Annotated in this window: 12 protein-coding genes; 2 read left to right on the top strand and 10 right to left on the bottom strand. The window is 43.0% G+C overall.

Features of this window, described 5'->3' with window-relative positions:
* Positions 1-166: 166 nt before the first annotated feature.
* A complete protein-coding gene (gene ispD, locus LC605_RS24330) occupies positions 167-850 on the bottom strand; it encodes a 2-C-methyl-D-erythritol 4-phosphate cytidylyltransferase (protein WP_229550079.1) in 684 nt (227 codons plus the stop codon).
* A gap of 69 nt (positions 851-919) precedes the next feature.
* Here ispD and LC605_RS24325 point away from each other — a divergent pair, with 69 nt between their 5' ends.
* The gene (locus tag LC605_RS24325; protein ID WP_229550078.1) at positions 920-1,879 is read left to right on the top strand and encodes a glycosyltransferase family 9 protein; all 960 of its coding nucleotides are present in this window, start codon (positions 920-922) and stop codon (positions 1,877-1,879) included.
* Positions 1,880-2,603: 724 nt separating this feature from the next.
* Here LC605_RS24325 and LC605_RS24320 read toward each other — a convergent pair.
* The 4 genes from LC605_RS24320 to LC605_RS24305 all read right to left on the bottom strand — a co-directional run bounded on the left by LC605_RS24320 (position 2,604) and on the right by LC605_RS24305 (position 8,072).
* The gene (locus LC605_RS24320; protein ID WP_229550077.1) at positions 2,604-3,854 is read right to left on the bottom strand and encodes a cupin domain-containing protein; all 1,251 of its coding nucleotides are present in this window, start codon (positions 3,852-3,854) and stop codon (positions 2,604-2,606) included.
* Positions 3,855-3,986: 132 nt separating this feature from the next.
* Entirely contained in the window at positions 3,987-5,129 is a 1,143-nt protein-coding gene (locus LC605_RS24315) for a cupin domain-containing protein (RefSeq protein ID WP_229550076.1), read from the bottom strand.
* Between the two features lie 4 nt (positions 5,130-5,133).
* Positions 5,134-6,975 (bottom strand): GMC family oxidoreductase, encoded by a 1,842-nt coding sequence (locus tag LC605_RS24310; RefSeq protein ID WP_229550075.1) that lies wholly within the window; start codon positions 6,973-6,975, stop codon positions 5,134-5,136.
* 23 nt (positions 6,976-6,998) lie between these two features.
* Positions 6,999-8,072 (bottom strand): gluconate 2-dehydrogenase subunit 3 family protein, encoded by a 1,074-nt coding sequence (locus tag LC605_RS24305; protein WP_229550074.1) that lies wholly within the window; start codon positions 8,070-8,072, stop codon positions 6,999-7,001.
* Positions 8,073-9,299: 1,227 nt separating this feature from the next.
* Between LC605_RS24305 and LC605_RS24300 the strand changes: the two genes are divergently transcribed.
* Positions 9,300-9,497, top strand: coding sequence for a hypothetical protein (locus tag LC605_RS24300; RefSeq protein WP_229550073.1), 198 nt, complete (start codon positions 9,300-9,302; stop codon positions 9,495-9,497).
* Between the two features lie 337 nt (positions 9,498-9,834).
* On the opposite strand, the gene LC605_RS24295 is transcribed toward LC605_RS24300, so the two are convergent.
* The 5 genes from LC605_RS24295 to LC605_RS24275 all read right to left on the bottom strand — a co-directional run.
* Positions 9,835-11,700 carry an alpha-amylase family glycosyl hydrolase gene (locus LC605_RS24295; RefSeq protein ID WP_229550072.1) on the bottom strand — a complete coding sequence of 622 codons (1,866 nt, stop codon included), beginning with the start codon at positions 11,698-11,700 and terminating at the stop codon, positions 9,835-9,837.
* Positions 11,701-12,012: 312 nt separating this feature from the next.
* Positions 12,013-13,200: a glycosyltransferase family 4 protein gene (locus LC605_RS24290; RefSeq protein WP_229550071.1), complete on the bottom strand. Its 1,188-nt coding sequence runs from the start codon at positions 13,198-13,200 to the stop codon at positions 12,013-12,015.
* Between the two features lie 174 nt (positions 13,201-13,374).
* A complete protein-coding gene (locus LC605_RS24285) occupies positions 13,375-13,530 on the bottom strand; it encodes a hypothetical protein (protein WP_229550070.1) in 156 nt (51 codons plus the stop codon).
* A gap of 343 nt (positions 13,531-13,873) precedes the next feature.
* Positions 13,874-15,823 carry a diguanylate cyclase gene (locus LC605_RS24280; protein WP_229550069.1) on the bottom strand — a complete coding sequence of 650 codons (1,950 nt, stop codon included), beginning with the start codon at positions 15,821-15,823 and terminating at the stop codon, positions 13,874-13,876.
* 209 nt (positions 15,824-16,032) lie between these two features.
* Positions 16,033-16,186: hypothetical protein (locus LC605_RS24275; RefSeq protein ID WP_229550080.1), on the bottom strand; the 154-nt coding region annotated here is incomplete at its 5' end.

The following is a 16,186-nucleotide window of genomic DNA, read 5'->3' as shown; positions in this document are numbered from 1 at the left end:
GCATCTAGAAATGGGTGAAGATAGGGGAGCAGGGGGAGCAGTGGGAGATAAGGGAGTAAATTCCTCCTAATCTCCCTCATCTTCCTCATCTCCCTCATCTCCCTCATCTCCCTCATCTCCCTCATCTCCCTCATCTCCCTCATCCCCCTCATCCCCCTCATCTCCCTCAAAAACCTCTACTTGTGAGAATAAATTCTGCGATCGCTAAATCTTGTGGAGTGGTCAGTTTTAAATTTGTCTCCTCTCCCTCGACAATTCGCACTTGAATACCGCACTTTTCAAATAAAGCAGCGTCGTCAGTTACTTCCCAACCTTGACGAACACCTTCAGCGTGGCACTGTTTCAACAACTTGACATCAAATCCTTGGGGAGTTTGTGCTGCCCATAGTTGTCGTCTGTCGGGTGTTTCTTGAATTATGCCCTGTTCATCGACAACTTTGATAGTGTCTTTGACGGGTACACCAGCAATTAAACCGGGATAGTGGCGAACGGCCTCGGCACAAGAGTTAAATAAATCTGGTGTGGCTAGGCATCTGGCTCCATCGTGAATCAAAACTTGCTCTGCGCCTACCGGCAGGGATTGCAAGCCATTGTAAACAGATTCTTGACGGGTGGAGCCGCCTTGAATTAATTCTACTGGTTTACTCAGCTTCAGATCGGCGAGAATTGCTTTGAAGTCTGGCCAATCCGTAGGCTGAGAAATAATCCCGATCCAAGTGATTGTACTGGCGGCTTCTGCGGCTAATAGAGTCCAAGCAATAATTGGTTGCGATCGCACTTTCAACAGGAGTTTATTACGGTTACTCCCCATTCTTTTTCCGATTCCGGCAGCTGGAATTAGTAAATACACAGAATTCCTCAATCTTTAAGCTATATATTTTCCCCTAAAATAGGTAGCGAGTAAGCGTCAATAAATATTATGCGAGTAGTAGCCCTTGTACCTGGCGGAATTGGCGACCAAATTCTCTTCTTTCCGACTCTAGATGACCTGAAGCGCCATTACCCTAACGCTCAGATAGATGTCGTTGTTGAACCCCGGTCAAAGGCTGCATACCGAGTGAGCAAGTCAGTTCACGAGGTGCTGAACTTTGATTTTAATGACCGTAACAGTCTGGCAGATTGGGGTAACTTGGTCGGCAACATTCGCGATCGCGAATACGATGTTGTCATTGCTGTTAAGCAAATTTGGTTGCTCGGTCTTTTGCTTTGGTTGACGGGAATTCCCATACGTATTGGTTACAAAGGCAAAGGTTCGGTTTTTCTTACCCATGCTGTGCCATTTAAACCATCCCAGTATGGGGCAGGAGTATACCACGATTTGCTGCAACCATTGGAAATAAATAGCCCTGTCCCAGAGTTAGCAGTAAATGTACCAAAACCAGATATTGAGTGGGCACAAAAGGAACAAAAACGTTTAGGGGTAAATGAAACAGGCTATATCTTGATTAATGGCGGTTCTGGCCAGTTATCCCAGTCTGAAGAACCGGATAAAATCTATCCTGTCGAAAGTTGGCAGCAAATTATTCAAGGCTTCCAAGACAAGCAGCCAGATCTGCCTGTGGTGGTGATTAGAGAAATTGATAATGAGCCGTTTGTGCGATCGCTTCTGGAGTCTTCTCCAGGTATCAAAGTAACTGCTCCAGATGATATTGGCAAGTTAACTGCCATAATTGCCGGAGCAAATTTGATGTTGTCTACTGATAGTGCAGGATTACAACTAAGTGTTGCTGTCCAAACTTATACCATTGCCTTATTTGGGCCCACCGATCCAGTTAAGTTGTTGCCGAAAAACGAGAAATTTCTAGCCATTGCATCCCCTACGGGTAAAACGGCAGATATTTCACCCAACGCAGTTTTAGAAAAAATTTGGGGTGGCTAAACCAGCACTTTCTCCCAATTTCTACAATTAAGGGACTGACAAATAAAAAAATACTCAACTACTTATTGTGGGGTGGGCGACACGAGGGCCCACACACAAGGGCGCTCATGTCGCCCACCCTAGAAGATTGGGTAATTTATTTATTGTCAGTCCCTTAGCTCGACTTTATCCATTTTTTGCCAACGCTCAACTTGACGCTGAAACCTCTGTGCTACGGTAGTTCTACTTTTTCGATTTCACCGATAATCAGTGACATGGAAAAAGTTTTTGCCAAAAAGCTAGGCTTTGGTCATATCAAGAGAGCCAAGTTCTTAATTTTGGATAAAGTCGAGCTGAGAGGATGTTTGAAAAGTTTTCTTGTTGGTAACAAAAAGTTTTAGATCCCCCTAAATCCACCCTTAAAATTGGACTTTGATTCTTCCCCCTTTTTAAGTTGGATAAAAGCAGGGCTGAAGCCCTTACTACAAGCTAATCATTCTGGAAAAATGAATGACGATTAGCTTGTTGGTTGTGACTGGGAATATTTACCCAATATTCCAAATAACTAGGAACACCGAGCAAAATTCTAGTAATGCTAAGTACGTTGCTGCGAAAAGACTCAAGTATGTTACGAAACGTAAATAAGCTTAAAATCCTTACTAATGACAAATGACCAATGACAAATGACAAATGACAGCCTTAACCAGTTAACTTTAATTGCGCCAACCTACTTACCCAACTTGCATTAATCATATCCCCCAAACATAAATAGAGAAACTTGTTCATCAGTAGCATTCATTAAAGCGTGGAGATTACCACCTTTTAGCATGGCAAAGTGTCCGGGTTGTAGTGTACGGATTTCAAAGCAGCGTTCTCGCTCTGGCATTTTGCACCAATCACCTACTACCATAAAGCCTTGTCCATCCATCATCAGAAAAACTTCCTGATTATCACGATGGCGATGTAAACCAATCCCACAGCTAGGATTGAGGATGTGCAAATCCATGTAATCTACGGCAAAAAATCGTTCAAAACCGTTGCCATGATTTTTAGTACCAGAGGCGTTGAAGTTCCATGAGTTTAACTGGCGACCCAATTCCGGTTTACTAGAGTAGCGCCCATAATTAGACATCAAATTGCGATATTCCAAAAAGCCAATACCACCGTGAGGGTTAGGACTGATACCTGTTCCCAAAAAGTGATCCCATCCACGGAGGATCATGTTGAATTCGTAGTGGTAGTTTGCCCCATTTTGGGAGTCCCAAATTTTTTCGCTAAAATCTGCCCAAGCAAGTTCCACATGAAGGGGTAACACAGGATGCATGGTGTTTGTGGGGACAACATCCACTATATAGCGATCGCTTAATACTTCCCGATTGAAGTCTGCGATACTGCCGTGTACTAAGTTAGTACGTACTTGGAGTTCACCGCGATCAAAGGCATTGCGTCCCTTGTCGTCGAGCTGACTTCGCAAATCATTGCCTGGATAACCCCAAAGCTCAATTTCATAGCGATCGCTCAGTGGATTATACGGCACCAAAAGCAAAGTAGAAGTTGCGACACCTGCTACTTTTATCCAGAGTTTAATTTTTTCCCCTAATTTATGGTTGGTAGCAACGGATAGTTTCGTATCAGGGCCGCCACGGTAAGAAACTCGCAAAAATGGCCCCGTCCAGTTTCCCACAGTCACCAAACCTCGAGTCAAAAAGGTGTCGGTACTAACAAAATCCTTGACATTTTGCTTTTGGAAATCTGTTTTATTGTCCTGCACAGTCGGGTCGAGAATATTGGCATCATTTCCCTGGGGCCCATATAAAACCAGGGATTCATAGGGAAATAAGTACTGGAACTCCCTACTCAAATAGAATTCACGTTCAGCCGCTAGTTGGGCGCGTTCGAGAAAGTTCAGCAATTTCAGCAACGGATTACCCCGACTATAATCTGGGGGGGTATTGGGATCAACTTTAAAAACACTATCAGAATGAAGGATAAACATGGTGTGTAAGTACGTTGGTGCGAAAAAATTCAAGTATGTTACGAAACGTAAATAAGCTTAAAACCCTTACTAATGACAAATGACGAATGACAGCCTTAGCCAGTTAACTTTAATTGCGCCAACCTACTTAAATTAGATTGTGTGATACAAGAAAGCAACGAATTTTAGGGGTTTTGTACCAGGGTTACGAATGCCATGCATCCCTCCACTCTTAGTAAAAATCACACTACCTGATTTCACCGGGAGTTCTTTAAATTCGCGTTTCCCCAGTCCCATCACTTGACGTTCTACAGTTGGGTATTTATCGGTTGCTGGATCGTCGCCGACGCGCATATAAGCAATGCCTTCTCCCTCGGTGATGTAATACAATTCTTCCGTACCAATATGTTGGTGAGTTCCTTCGACTTTGCCAGGAGGAATTGTCACTTCGTGGAAAAAGATTGTGGAACCGCCTAGTTCCCGTTGGACAATCCAGCGCATATCAATAATGTTGTCGTCTGCTCTATCTGCATTGTCGCCATCCATCATGGCATTGCGGTAGCGCACAGGTTTAATATCTGGTGCTTGTAAGAACCAACCGCGCTGGAAGTTGATGAGGTAATTTTGATCGTCAATGGTGTTTTGTGGTGAACTGGGTTCTTGGGTGCGGGGTTCTTGGTGCGATCGCGAATAGTCGTTATCCCAAGCTGCATCAGCATCACTAATTTGGTAGCCAGTGGGTAAATTGCGATCGTTCTCACGAAATGCCAATTCTATCTGCTTGAGTGCTTTAATATCTTTCAAGGCTGGGTTAAATGCCTTGACTCGCGTAATGGATCCGTTACGCCCCATCTGATCCAAAATCTGAAAATCGTGGTAGCTGGTAGCGGGGGCTTCTAGGGTTTCCCAAATTTCCACCTCGTAAGCATCAATCCACGAGCAGTAGTGCAGCTTTACCCTGGATTCTGCTTTTTTGCTTTCATCTTCGGGTAACAGCCTCACCCAAGCAATCACACTACTATTGAGCAACCGTTTTTTCTCGCGTACCTGCTCTACTAAACGACTGCCTCTGTATTCCAGTCGCAGAAAATTACTGATAAACTTTCCATCGAGATATACTTCTCCCTTCAGGGCATTGATACCTAAATAACTGCGAACCTCTCGCACGTTGTAACGGTAGCGGGGGCTGCGGGTAGCGTTGAGGTATTCAGCATGGTAAATGCGATCGGGAAAGAAGACGACTTTGAAAATCTCGTTCCACGGATTAGTTTGAATATCGTTAAATGCTGGATCCATAAAGTTAAAGCCTCTTAAGTAATTCGTCAGCTACCCGGAAAGAATTGGCCTGAATTGTCAAGGTGGGGTTGGCGCCTCCCGAAGTGGGCATAAATGAGCCATCGGTGACGTAGAGATTATCAAAGTCCCAAACTTTGCAATTGCGGTCTAGCACTGAATCTTTGCGGTCATTACCAAACCTTGCTCCCCCAAGAATGTGGTTAGCAATCCTTGCTAAGGCGTTTTCTGCTAGGTATACGCCACCCTGACCTTGAAATTCAAATTTGAATTCGCCTGGAATTGTGTTTCCACCCAGCTTCAAAATCTGGCCACACATTTGAGCTAAGGTGTCCATGAGATATCTGTCGTGGCTGTGCCATTCTTTGATGATGTGAGCCACAGGACGACCCCATTTATCTTTAATTGTGGGATGGAGTTCAATTCGATTCGTTTTCAGGGGTACTTGATTGGCCATAAAGCTGACGGATAAGCCCCTACCCATGTTGTTGTCCAAAAAGTCTGTCAACCCTTGAGCGGCTAAACTGGTATCCTCAATAAAGCCTTTCCAAAGGGTGTCTAAATCTCGACTACCGTGGGTACGTCCGAGAGAAATAGGCAAGGCTTGATCGGAAGTATTGTTGTAAATTGCTCCACCTGCCCAAAGTCCTCTGCTTTTGAGAAAGTCGTCAGTGGCGCAAGCATCGGTTGCCCAATCTGCATCAAGGGCTAAAGTTTTATCGCTGCGGGTGGGCATGAGGGCGCTAGCACCGCCAAAACAGTGGGTAAGGAAGTATTTACCCAGTAAATCATTTTGGTTGATGCGTTTATTGAATTCGGAACTGAGCTGTGCTGACAGCTTCAGCAAGCGAATCGATTCAATGGCAGAACAGGCTACGATTACCAACTTTCCTTGAACAAAGCGGGTTTTCCCACTAGGATCGCGGTACACGACTCGGCTGATTTTCGACCCGTCACTTTCTAGATGGGTGACTACACAGTTGGTGCGAATTTCAAAGTTTGGTAAATTAGCGATCGGGCTGAGTAAAGATACCCAAGTATTCGATTTCACACCCAAAGCACAGCCGAAACGGTTCACATAACTGGTTTTGAGGGTTTCGGGGTCTTTGGGAACTTTGCGCCCACTGGGTTCATGATCGCGGGTAATCACCGCTAGGGGTGTGCGGTAGGGCTTAATTGGCTTACCAGCACCCAATTGTTCACCTAGCTTGTCCATACCCAACTTGGCATAGGTGCTAATTGGGTTAGGTTCTAGGGGCGGTTGATAACTATCTTTACTAAAAGGCTTGAGTTGGTTGTCGGCGGTGCCATTAAGACCTACAAGATATTCAGCTTTCACATAGTACGGCTCTAGGTCGTTGTAACTGACAGGCCAATCACGCGCTTCTCTCTGCACATCGCCATTGGGGTCATTTTTCAAGTCTCTACGTCCCGCATTAAAGCTTTGTAGGCGTAAATCGGTAGGCGTAAACCGCAGGGAAACACCACCATAAATTTGAGTACCACCGCCGACTACTTGGGCTGTATAGCCTTCGATTGTGGCTCTATCTTGTCCATCGCGATCGCGGTAGATATGTGGCTCGTCGTTAATATCTGGTTCAACGTGGCTAGAATAAAAGGCTTCATTGAGATTAGCAACTCCAGGAATGCGGATGCGCTTTTCTGGGCCATCAGCAAACAATTCGTCACGCTTAAAGTCACTTAATCCCTGAAGACTCTGATACTGAGGTCTAAATAGTGGGCCTTTTTCGAGGATCAGCACTGATTTCCCAGCCTTCGCTAAAGTATAGGCAATAGGGGAACCGCCAGCGCCACTACCAATGATCACTACATCAAATTCAGTTTGCATATATCTTCTCCTGAGAAAATGAATTAACCCCGATAATCACTGTTAAGTCCAAGGGGTGGTTCTATCGCCTTGCGCCAATCAAATAGGGTTTTGCCGTTCTGATCTCTATACCTTTCTGATAGATAAGCCCAACCTGTACCTCCCACATTTCCACCATATTTAGGATGAGAAAAAGCACCTGTAAATGTGTGACGGCGCAGTAATTGGAGGAAGAAACGGGGTTCTTGATATTGCTGATAATTCCAACCGTTGACTTTATTAGTAGCCATTTCGTTATACAGGTCAATGTATAGCTCTTTAGAAACATCTTTTGGCTCAACGTAGGGATTGCGCTGTCTCAATATCCGATTAATTTGACCTAAGCAAATTTTGTAATCAATTAAATGATGATTTTCTTCCCTAGCTAAAATGTTGTCAATAAAGTTTGCCGCTCCTACAGATTCATCTAGACGATAAGCATAGGCGTATTGCACTTGTTTATCTTGTTTGCCCAAAAAGTTGTAATAACGGTTCAAAAAGTTTTCCCCTTCCTCAGTTCGGAAAGGCAAAATATGATCTACTAACCGAGCTACAATGTCAAATTCCCAATCTTCAAAGTTCAATGGCTCAGTACATAATTGGGTAAAAAATCTTGACCATAATTTACCGTTATCAAGCTGGGCGCGTTGGGGATTTATGGGGTCTATAATCGCCTGTCCATCGACGATAAATTTATAGGTGTGAAATTCTCCTTTCGGGATCACAATCGATAAAGCATAATATCCTGTAGCTTCCCCAATAAAGTTAACAGGCTTCAGTGGAATTGGCTGATAAAGGTTGGCAAAAGTGCCAATCACAGCAATATCTTTTGGTGGCGTTGCTCCTGGTTGCTGATATACGAAAGTTACTACATTGGAAGAATAACTTTTTACAAAATCTTTGCCATTGCTGTAACTATCGATAATCGGAAATCGCCAAGGTTCAGCAATGCGAGAGCGTGGATCATCGTCAGTGAATTGTCCAAAATTATGGCGAGGATCTTTATTCTCTCTGGCGAGAAATTTAGTGCAGTGGTTTAGTACATACTGGTCGTCTGTTTGTAAGATTTCAACAGCCATGAATTTTTCTCCCGGTAGATATTTATCGACCCAATTAAGTCACAAAAAAATAGCAGCAACTGGCATTTTGGAATCAATCCAAGTTGCTTTGCTGGACTATACAAAGAAGTGGTGTTTATGGAAACAATAATAACTTTAATTTTTCCGGAAAACTGACTAATATACCCGCATTTCTCACAAGCGGTGCGATCGCTATTACCCAAACCTTTATCAAGCTTAAATTTTGAGCGTTTTAGACACCGCACGAATCACAGCGCCAACTTACTTACTCAGGGCAAACGCATCTTAATTATTCTTGACAAAAACCTTAATTAATGTATCAACGGGAGAACAAGAATTTATTGTTTGATTGATTTTTCAGGGGTTAGGGCGATCGCTTAAAATCTTGTCAATAAGCGGGCATTAATGCGATTATTGGCTTTAGGGACTTCCAAATAAAAAAATACTCAACTACTTATTATACTTTTCTGCATCTATGTAATTGCGGGTATACCCCTATTACATCCCATTTTTTGAAAAAGCCTTAACCACAGTACTTTCTATGGCTGCACTTAAAAACAAAACTTTCTGCGCTAGTGATGACATATTTAAGGCACTAAAGAAAAAAGCAGACGAATTACAGATATCTAAATCGGATGTAGTTAACAATGCTTTGCGGTGTTATCTCGGTATTACACTTGAACCGGATTGTGTTAACCGAAGCGAAATAGATAAATTAACAGAACTAGTTCAAACACTTATTAACCCAAGTTGCTAGTTATCAAAAAACGCCTATTTTTAAGTACAAAGCTATAAAATTTAGTATTTAGCAATACTAAAAAATAGGATTTTTGTATCTTATTCCCTTCCCCCTACAAGATTACCTATTGATTTTTCTCTCTCTTCCTTGGCGTCCTTGGCGTCCTTCTCCCAAGGGGAGACGCTACGCGATGGCGGTTCGTAAAAAAAAATTAGGTATTCTTCTGGCGGGAAGGGAGTAGTTATACCATTATGGGACAGTAACTAGCAACTTACGTTATTAAAGCAAACAATTTAAAAACAGAGGTAAAATAAACCAGTGCCTACCACAGAACAATTAAAGACCTTTTTCCGTATATGTGTACAAGCAAGTAATCTGTTAAGAAATATTGAAATGACCAGATACGATACACGTACACAAAGAATCTTTGTTTTAGTAGGTAATGAAATTCAAGTAGAAATTTTGAGTAACGGAGAGGAAATAATACAATGAGTAACACTAACTATCAACAATTAACAGAACTTGAATTAAGGAATTATGTTAAACAACATCCTGAAGATGAAGACGCATTTCAACACTACCTTAGTATTATACGAGCAAAACCGGGTAGAGTTGTCGTTAGTACCGAAGATCAATCACTAGCTGAATTTAAAAAGCGAATACAAGCTAATGAGCATAAAAATTAAGCGTGATGAATGTCAAATATTGTTAGTTGAGAAAAGATATGTTGGATGAACCAAATACCAGCGATGCCAACTCTTGGAGACGCTTTGCGAACGGCGGGCTGCGCCAACGCTAACGATTGTGCAAAGGTTTTGAGACTCTAGATGTTATGATCTTGCACTTGTTTGTTGGAAAAAGGCTTAAAATCCTTATCTGGTCTATATTAACCAAAGTTGCTAGTACAGGTCGGCGGAAATAAACCTACCATTTAAAGTAGCCAGAAAGCCTAAAATTAAAGCATGGGTGACTTTTGATTTTTGACTTTTGACTTCCGCCTTGCGGTACTAGTCTTTAGTCCTGTTATTGAGAAAGAATTAAAACGCTATAAGCCCCAATCCCAACATTGGCACGGAAGGGCATACCATCGGGATCATTGGGATTGCTGCGATCTGCAAAGGTGTCATAACCAGGATGGTTGCCAAAATCTGGGCTGTAGCCATTCCAGTCGCTATTAAATCTCACTCTCCAAGTTCCGCCGTCAGGAAAGCCCAGGCTATAGCTATCGTAGGAGCGATCGCCCATATTCACAATCACAACTACATCATCCCCTGGCCCGCCGTTGTCCCAACGATGGAAGGCAATAACTTTGTCGCTATTGTTGACATGATGTACATTAATATGCTGTCCACGCAAACCTCTGGTGTTGTTATACCAGTTGCGGCGTAAACGAATTAACGACTGATATAAATCCCAAATACCACTAAATTTATCTTTTTTGCTCCAATCTAAAGTTCCAGAATCACTCCAACTTCCCCATTCCAAAAATTCCTGACCTTGAAAAATCATCGGAATTCCAGGAGATGTAAAAACCAGAGCTGCTGCTAAAGTAGAGCGTTTGCGGGCAAACCAACTATCTGCATTACCACGCCAAATTGCTTCCGGGAGCCGGACTTTACGGTTAATTTCGGCTACTTCGTCATGGTTTTCGCTGTAGATAACTCGCTTCCAAGCATCGGTTTCAAACCTTTGCAAAATTGCGTCCCGAACGCTGTACATATTGCGATCGCTATCGGTGGGAGCTACCACCGCATTCAAAATAGAATAATAAAAAAAGCTACCCCACTGAGAATCAAATCCTGCTCCCCCTGCCCCTGTACTACGGTTGATCCATTCGTTGTTTTGCAAGTCTTCGGCAATGGTAATCTTCCACGGCATCTTGGTATCTATTTCATTGTTAATCCATTGCATCAAACTCCAGCCTTCGGGAATATCATTGGCAGGATCGTTGTTCTTACCCTCAATATTACGAATGTTGACTGTGGAATCAAACCGTAAACCATCGATCTGATATTCTTCCAGCCACATCAGAGCGTTGTCACGGATATATTGTCGCACTTCACCCCGACCATAGTCTGGGCGAGGGCCAAAAGCAGTTTGCACACGTCTGTCATTGTAGAAATAGATCCCGTCCCCGTTATTTTGATTCCAACCATCAAACCGCCGTAGAGAATAATCTAGTTCTCCTGCGCCAAAATGGTTATAAACTACATCCAGAATCACAGCTATGCCAAATTCATGGGCTTTTTTGACAAAGTTTTTAAATCCACGAGGATCGCCATAATTGCTTTCGATATCAAAGGGAAAAGCAGGATTATAGCCTAGAGAGTATTCCCCTGGAAAACCAAAAATCGGCATCAGTTCAATGGCATTGATGCCTAAGTCTTTTAAGATGCCTAGTTTATCAATAATTGAACTGAAATCTCCCGGCTTGTTTTTGGTTCTATTAAAAGAAGCGACGTGTAGCTCATAAATTACCAATTCATTCCAGGGTGGCATATTGAAGGTATTGCTTCCCCAGTCAAACTGGTCTCTGACAATCACACCATCGGCGCCATCATTGTCGAGGACATGTTTGCAGTAGGGATCGGTGCGCCACCACAGAGAATCAGCCGGGATGAAAGGACTTTGAATCAGATAGCGGTACTTTTGACCTTCTTTAGCTTCGGGAATATCTACAGACCAGTATCCATTATTTTCAGAGGCGAGGGGATTTGCAGTTGTAGACCTCTGATTAAAATCTCCAGCCACATAAACTGCTGAAGCAAATGGCGCCCAAACCCGAAAGGCTGTTCCTCCTTGGTAGGGAATAGCTCCCATTCCAGTACGGGTAGAGGCTTTGATCGCAGATGTACCTGAAGTAGCACTTACCTCGGTTGAAAGTGTCATAATTAAATTTATCTCCAGAAGATGACTCTATGTAAAGCGTTGACCTTGCTGATTCAGTTTAATTGTAAAACTGTTGTATAGAGGTGAACTATCGCGTTTCTATAATAGACATAGGAGTGAAAAAGAGTGTAGAGACGTAGCACTGCTACGTCTCTACAAGGGTTCTGGGTAACGCATATTTAATTTCACCAGATGTCTAATGCAATACGCTTGGGTTAAACATTTTTTCCTTCTCTTTGACAAAGAGTTTTAACCTTAACTCAAGCCTATTGGGGTTTGTAGTTCTGGTTATAAAACAGTATAGTTGATTGATTACCAGGCAATTTGCGATCGCTCTTGTACAACTTGCTCATATACTTCCTCGGTTTGCTTGGCTAATTTCGGCCAGCTAAAGCGCCGCTCTAAATCTTCATAAGCGTTATCCACCAGCCATTGGCGATAACCTGGATTTCTCAACACTTCCAAAATTCCCCAAGCTAAAGAATCGGGATTGTTTACCCAGGTAACAATACCTGTTTTGGTATGTTGCACCACTTCTGGAAAACCACCAGTATCAGAAACTACTACCGGAACACGGGAAGCAAAGCTTTCCAAAGCCACAATCCCAAAGGGTTCGTAAAGACTGGGGAAAACGGCACAGTCAGCCACAGTTTGGAATTTATCTAAGTATTCATCGGAGAGAAAACCTGTAAAATAGCAATGATGCCAAATTCCCAAATCCCAGGCTTGGCTCTTGAGATGGTTAGTATTGCCGCCACCGACGATGACAAATTTAACATTACCTCCCATTTGGGAAAGAATTTTAGGTGCTGCATTCAGCAATATAGGTACACCCTTTTCGTAGGTCATGCGACCGAGGTAGTAAACGATTTTCTCATTGTCTGTGGCAAATTGGCGGCGAAAATCCAGAGCATGAAAATCTATGTGATGCTGTTTCTTCTCGGCTCGGATCCCGTTATAAATGACATCGATTTTGTCCCAAGGACTGTGTAGCGCTCGTTCTACTTCTTGGCGCATATAGTCGCTACAAACAATAATCCGCCAAGCGTTGTAAGCTAGCAAGGTTTCTTTGCCATTTATATAACCTTGAGTGTCTGTGTGAATACCGTTATAGCGTCCGTATTCTGTAGCGTGAATTGTGGCAATTAGTGGTATTTTAAAATTATGCTTGAGAGCGATCGCCGCATCTCCCACTAACCAATCATGGGCATGAATTAAATCAAAGGGCCCTTCCTCCAAGATCAACTTCCCACCCTGATGCCCCATGCTCAGGTTAAGATTGACTATCCAGTGGAAAAAGTCGTTACTATATCCAACTGGCACTCGATGCACCTTTACTCCCTCAACCACCTCATACATCGATGCTTGACCAAACTCCGCCGTAATCAGGTAGACTTCATGTCCTAGCTTTACCAGTTCCGGGTATAACTCCGCTACATGACGCGCAATTCCCCCAACAATCCTGGGTGGAAACTCCCAACTCAGTACCAGTATCTTCATCTACTAGACTCCCCGACACTTTACAAATATCTCACAAACTACATTTACCTAAAAATACAAGTCTGGCGAATGCAGTGAGTACTTTTACTAAAATTTTTAAATTTTTTAACAGTGATTTTGTTAAAGCTTATCAAAGGTTATTAAACCTCATCTAAGGGACTGACAATAAATAAATTATTCAATCTTGTGGGGTGGGCGACGAATCGCCAAACTTTGGACTAGGGTTCTCAACGCCTCAGACATCGGTATATCTAAAGTTTCTGCAAGCTGTTTTAACAGCGCCAATTCTCTATCGTTAAGCCTTGTTTCAACCCTGTGTTTTCTTGACATAGTTACGACAATTCAACGTAACTATGCTATACTTAATTTAGTACAGGTTAAATCAAATTAATAGCTAACCACTTCCTGTGCGCTCTACCTTCTCCCAAAGGGAGACGCTAACGCGAAGAAAACTCAGAGTATGGGTTCTACCCAGTAACTAGACTTTATTAAAGTCGCTTTCTGTGGGTAGGTAAAACTCTGACAGTACAAAGGTGATGAACATTTTCTATTGTTCAAGTCTGCAAAGGGGCATCTCGTAGACTCTAAACAAAGCGAGAGTTTTTGTCCGACGGAATACCGGGAGTCGCACAGATGCCCACACTGTACTGCTTGCAGTCAGTGTGGGAGTATGTCACGACAATTGAGCGCCCGTTTTTGAACTCAGGTTTTTACAAGGATTAAAGATGCAAACGGCATGAACTCGATCACGCCCTTGCTGTTTGGCTACATAAAGTGCTTTGTCAGCTGCATCAATCAAGTATGGCGGAGAAATTTTGCAATTTGGCACAATGCTGACAACGCCTAAACTCACGGTAACACGATCGCACACGCTAGATTGAGTGTGGGGAATGGCCAAGTCGCGCACTGCTTGTCGAATACTTTGAGCTACATAGATTGCTCCTTGAATCTTTGTACTAGGAAGAATCACAGCAAATTCTTCCCCGCCGTAACGGGCGACTAAATCGGCTGGACGCTTAACAATATTTTTCACGCTACTTGCTAATTGCCGCAAACAATCATCCCCTACTAAATGACCATAGGTATCATTGTAGAGTTTAAAGAAATCGACATCGAACAAAATTAAAGAAAGCGGCACTTGCTGGCGTTTGAGTCGATGCCATTCAGCCTCAAGATATTGATCAAATCGGCGGCGATTGGCTATTTGAGTCAAGCCATCTAGGGTAGCCAATCTCTGTAGTTCTTCATTGGCAGCTTGCACTTGCTGGTAGAGTACTGATTGATGAATAGCGATCGCCACCTGGCTTGCCAACTGCTGCAAAAAATTAACTTCAAACCCTTGCCAATAACGAGGTGTGCCGCACTGGTAAACAATGAGTAAACCCCACAGATTCTCCCCATTCAAAATCGGCACTACCATAGCAGCCTGAATCTGATAGAGTTGCAATAACTCAAAAACATCGGCTGAAAAATCAGACTCCTGAATATCATGCAGGACTGTAGGTAATCCCTGGTAATAGTAACTAAAATCTTGTTTGAGCGAAAATGGGTGGATTGTCTGGTCTAATCCCTGGGGGTAGTCATCACTTACTGATTTCGCCACGAAATTGCCACTTACATTAGATTCTAACTGGTAGATAGCTACAGAATCTGAACCCAAACACTCTCGAATACTTTTAACTGTTGTATTCAGAACCTCGTCTAAATACAGTGATTGCCGAATCTGTTGACTTACTTCCGTAATTAGCCGTTCCCTCTCTGCCTGTTGTCGCAGCAATACTTCGGCTTGTTTGCGAGTGTTAATGTCCTCTACTGAGCCAAGAACCTGGGTTGGAGTGCCGTTAACATCTCTAGCAAATACGACTTCTCGTGTATTTAGCCAACGCCATTCTCCATTTTTGTGTCGGAATCGGTATTCAGTAGAAAGTACTTCATTGTCTTTAAGGTTGACAAACCGACTCGGTAAATCATAGCAGAGGTGTTGGTCGTCTGGATGAAAGCAATTCATCAACCACTGCGGATCTGCTTGACAAATTTCCTCGGCAGAATAGCCTAAAACTGCAACACTTTGCTCGTTCAGATAAATGCTTGTTCCTTTGAAAACGTCAAATAGATACAAAATATGCGGTACAGTATTAGCAATCTTTTGCAGAAAGTCTTGACTTGAGCGCAATGCTTCTTCAGCTTTGTAGCGATCGCTAAGTGTGGCTTCTGCCTGTTTGTGTTCGCTAATATCAAACACTAAACCCTGAAGTACCTGAGTTTGTCCATCGGCACAGAGAACCAAATTGGCTTGATCCCGTACCCAAATTATTCTGCCATCGGGCCTAATCATCCGATACTCGACAGTGAAAGGCTTTCCGGTGGCGATCGTAGTGTTTACAGTTTGCCAAAGGCGATCGCGATCGTCTGGATGAGTGTAATCTAACCAACTATTAAACAAACCAGGATTCCAATCTTCGGGGGCAATGCCCAATAATTGTTGCAGTTGTGGACTAATATAAGCTTCTTTAGTAGTGTTATTAATCGGTGAGATATAAACAACGCCCGGAATTTGCTCTACAAGAGTGCGATACTTTTGCTCTGCCTCAAAGAGTTCTTCTTTGGTCTGTTTGCGACTCATAATGTTTTGAATTGGAACATTGAAGAAGAATTCAGGAGTCAGGATTCAGGAGTCAACAAGACAGTGGGGGATTCAGACCCGCCACTATCTTGTTGACCACGCTTATCGAAGATTTAGTGGGGGTCTTAAACCCCTTGATTCATCCGCCAGTCGCACAAAATACCCAAGCTGAATTCTGGCTCCTGACTCCTGAATTCTGTTTTAATAAATTAGCTTTGATCCAACCGCAGTACTGCCATAAAAGCTTCCTGGGGTACGTCTACAGTACCTACAGATTTCATCCGCTTTTTCCCTTTTGCTTGCTTCTGCAAAAGTTTCTTCTTTCGACTGATGTCACCACCGTAGCACTTGGCTAGCACATCT

It is taken from the genome of Nostoc sp. CHAB 5836 (genome assembly GCF_020829445.1).
In the GTDB taxonomy this organism is placed as follows: Bacteria; Cyanobacteriota; Cyanobacteriia; order Cyanobacteriales; family Nostocaceae; genus Nostoc.
The sequence above is the reverse complement of the archived record's forward strand: the minus strand, read 5'-3'. Positions and strand labels throughout refer to the sequence as shown.

What these genes read in the sequence shown, in the direction of transcription:
- LC605_RS24325 (WP_229550078.1), top strand. Translation starts at nt 920, where the DNA reads ATGCGAGTAGTAGCCCTTGTACCTGGCGGAATTGGCGACCAAATTCTC.
- LC605_RS24320 (WP_229550077.1), bottom strand. Translation starts at nt 3,854, where the DNA reads ATGTTTATCCTTCATTCTGATAGTGTTTTTAAAGTTGATCCCAATACC.
- LC605_RS24315 (WP_229550076.1), bottom strand. Translation starts at nt 5,129, where the DNA reads ATGGATCCAGCATTTAACGATATTCAAACTAATCCGTGGAACGAGATT.
- LC605_RS24310 (WP_229550075.1), bottom strand. Translation starts at nt 6,975, where the DNA reads ATGCAAACTGAATTTGATGTAGTGATCATTGGTAGTGGCGCTGGCGGT.
- LC605_RS24305 (WP_229550074.1), bottom strand. Translation starts at nt 8,072, where the DNA reads ATGGCTGTTGAAATCTTACAAACAGACGACCAGTATGTACTAAACCAC.
- LC605_RS24300 (WP_229550073.1), top strand. Translation starts at nt 9,300, where the DNA reads ATGAGTAACACTAACTATCAACAATTAACAGAACTTGAATTAAGGAAT.
- LC605_RS24295 (WP_229550072.1), bottom strand. Translation starts at nt 11,700, where the DNA reads ATGACACTTTCAACCGAGGTAAGTGCTACTTCAGGTACATCTGCGATC.
- LC605_RS24290 (WP_229550071.1), bottom strand. Translation starts at nt 13,200, where the DNA reads ATGAAGATACTGGTACTGAGTTGGGAGTTTCCACCCAGGATTGTTGGG.
- LC605_RS24285 (WP_229550070.1), bottom strand. Translation starts at nt 13,530, where the DNA reads ATGTCAAGAAAACACAGGGTTGAAACAAGGCTTAACGATAGAGAATTG.
- LC605_RS24280 (WP_229550069.1), bottom strand. Translation starts at nt 15,823, where the DNA reads ATGAGTCGCAAACAGACCAAAGAAGAACTCTTTGAGGCAGAGCAAAAG.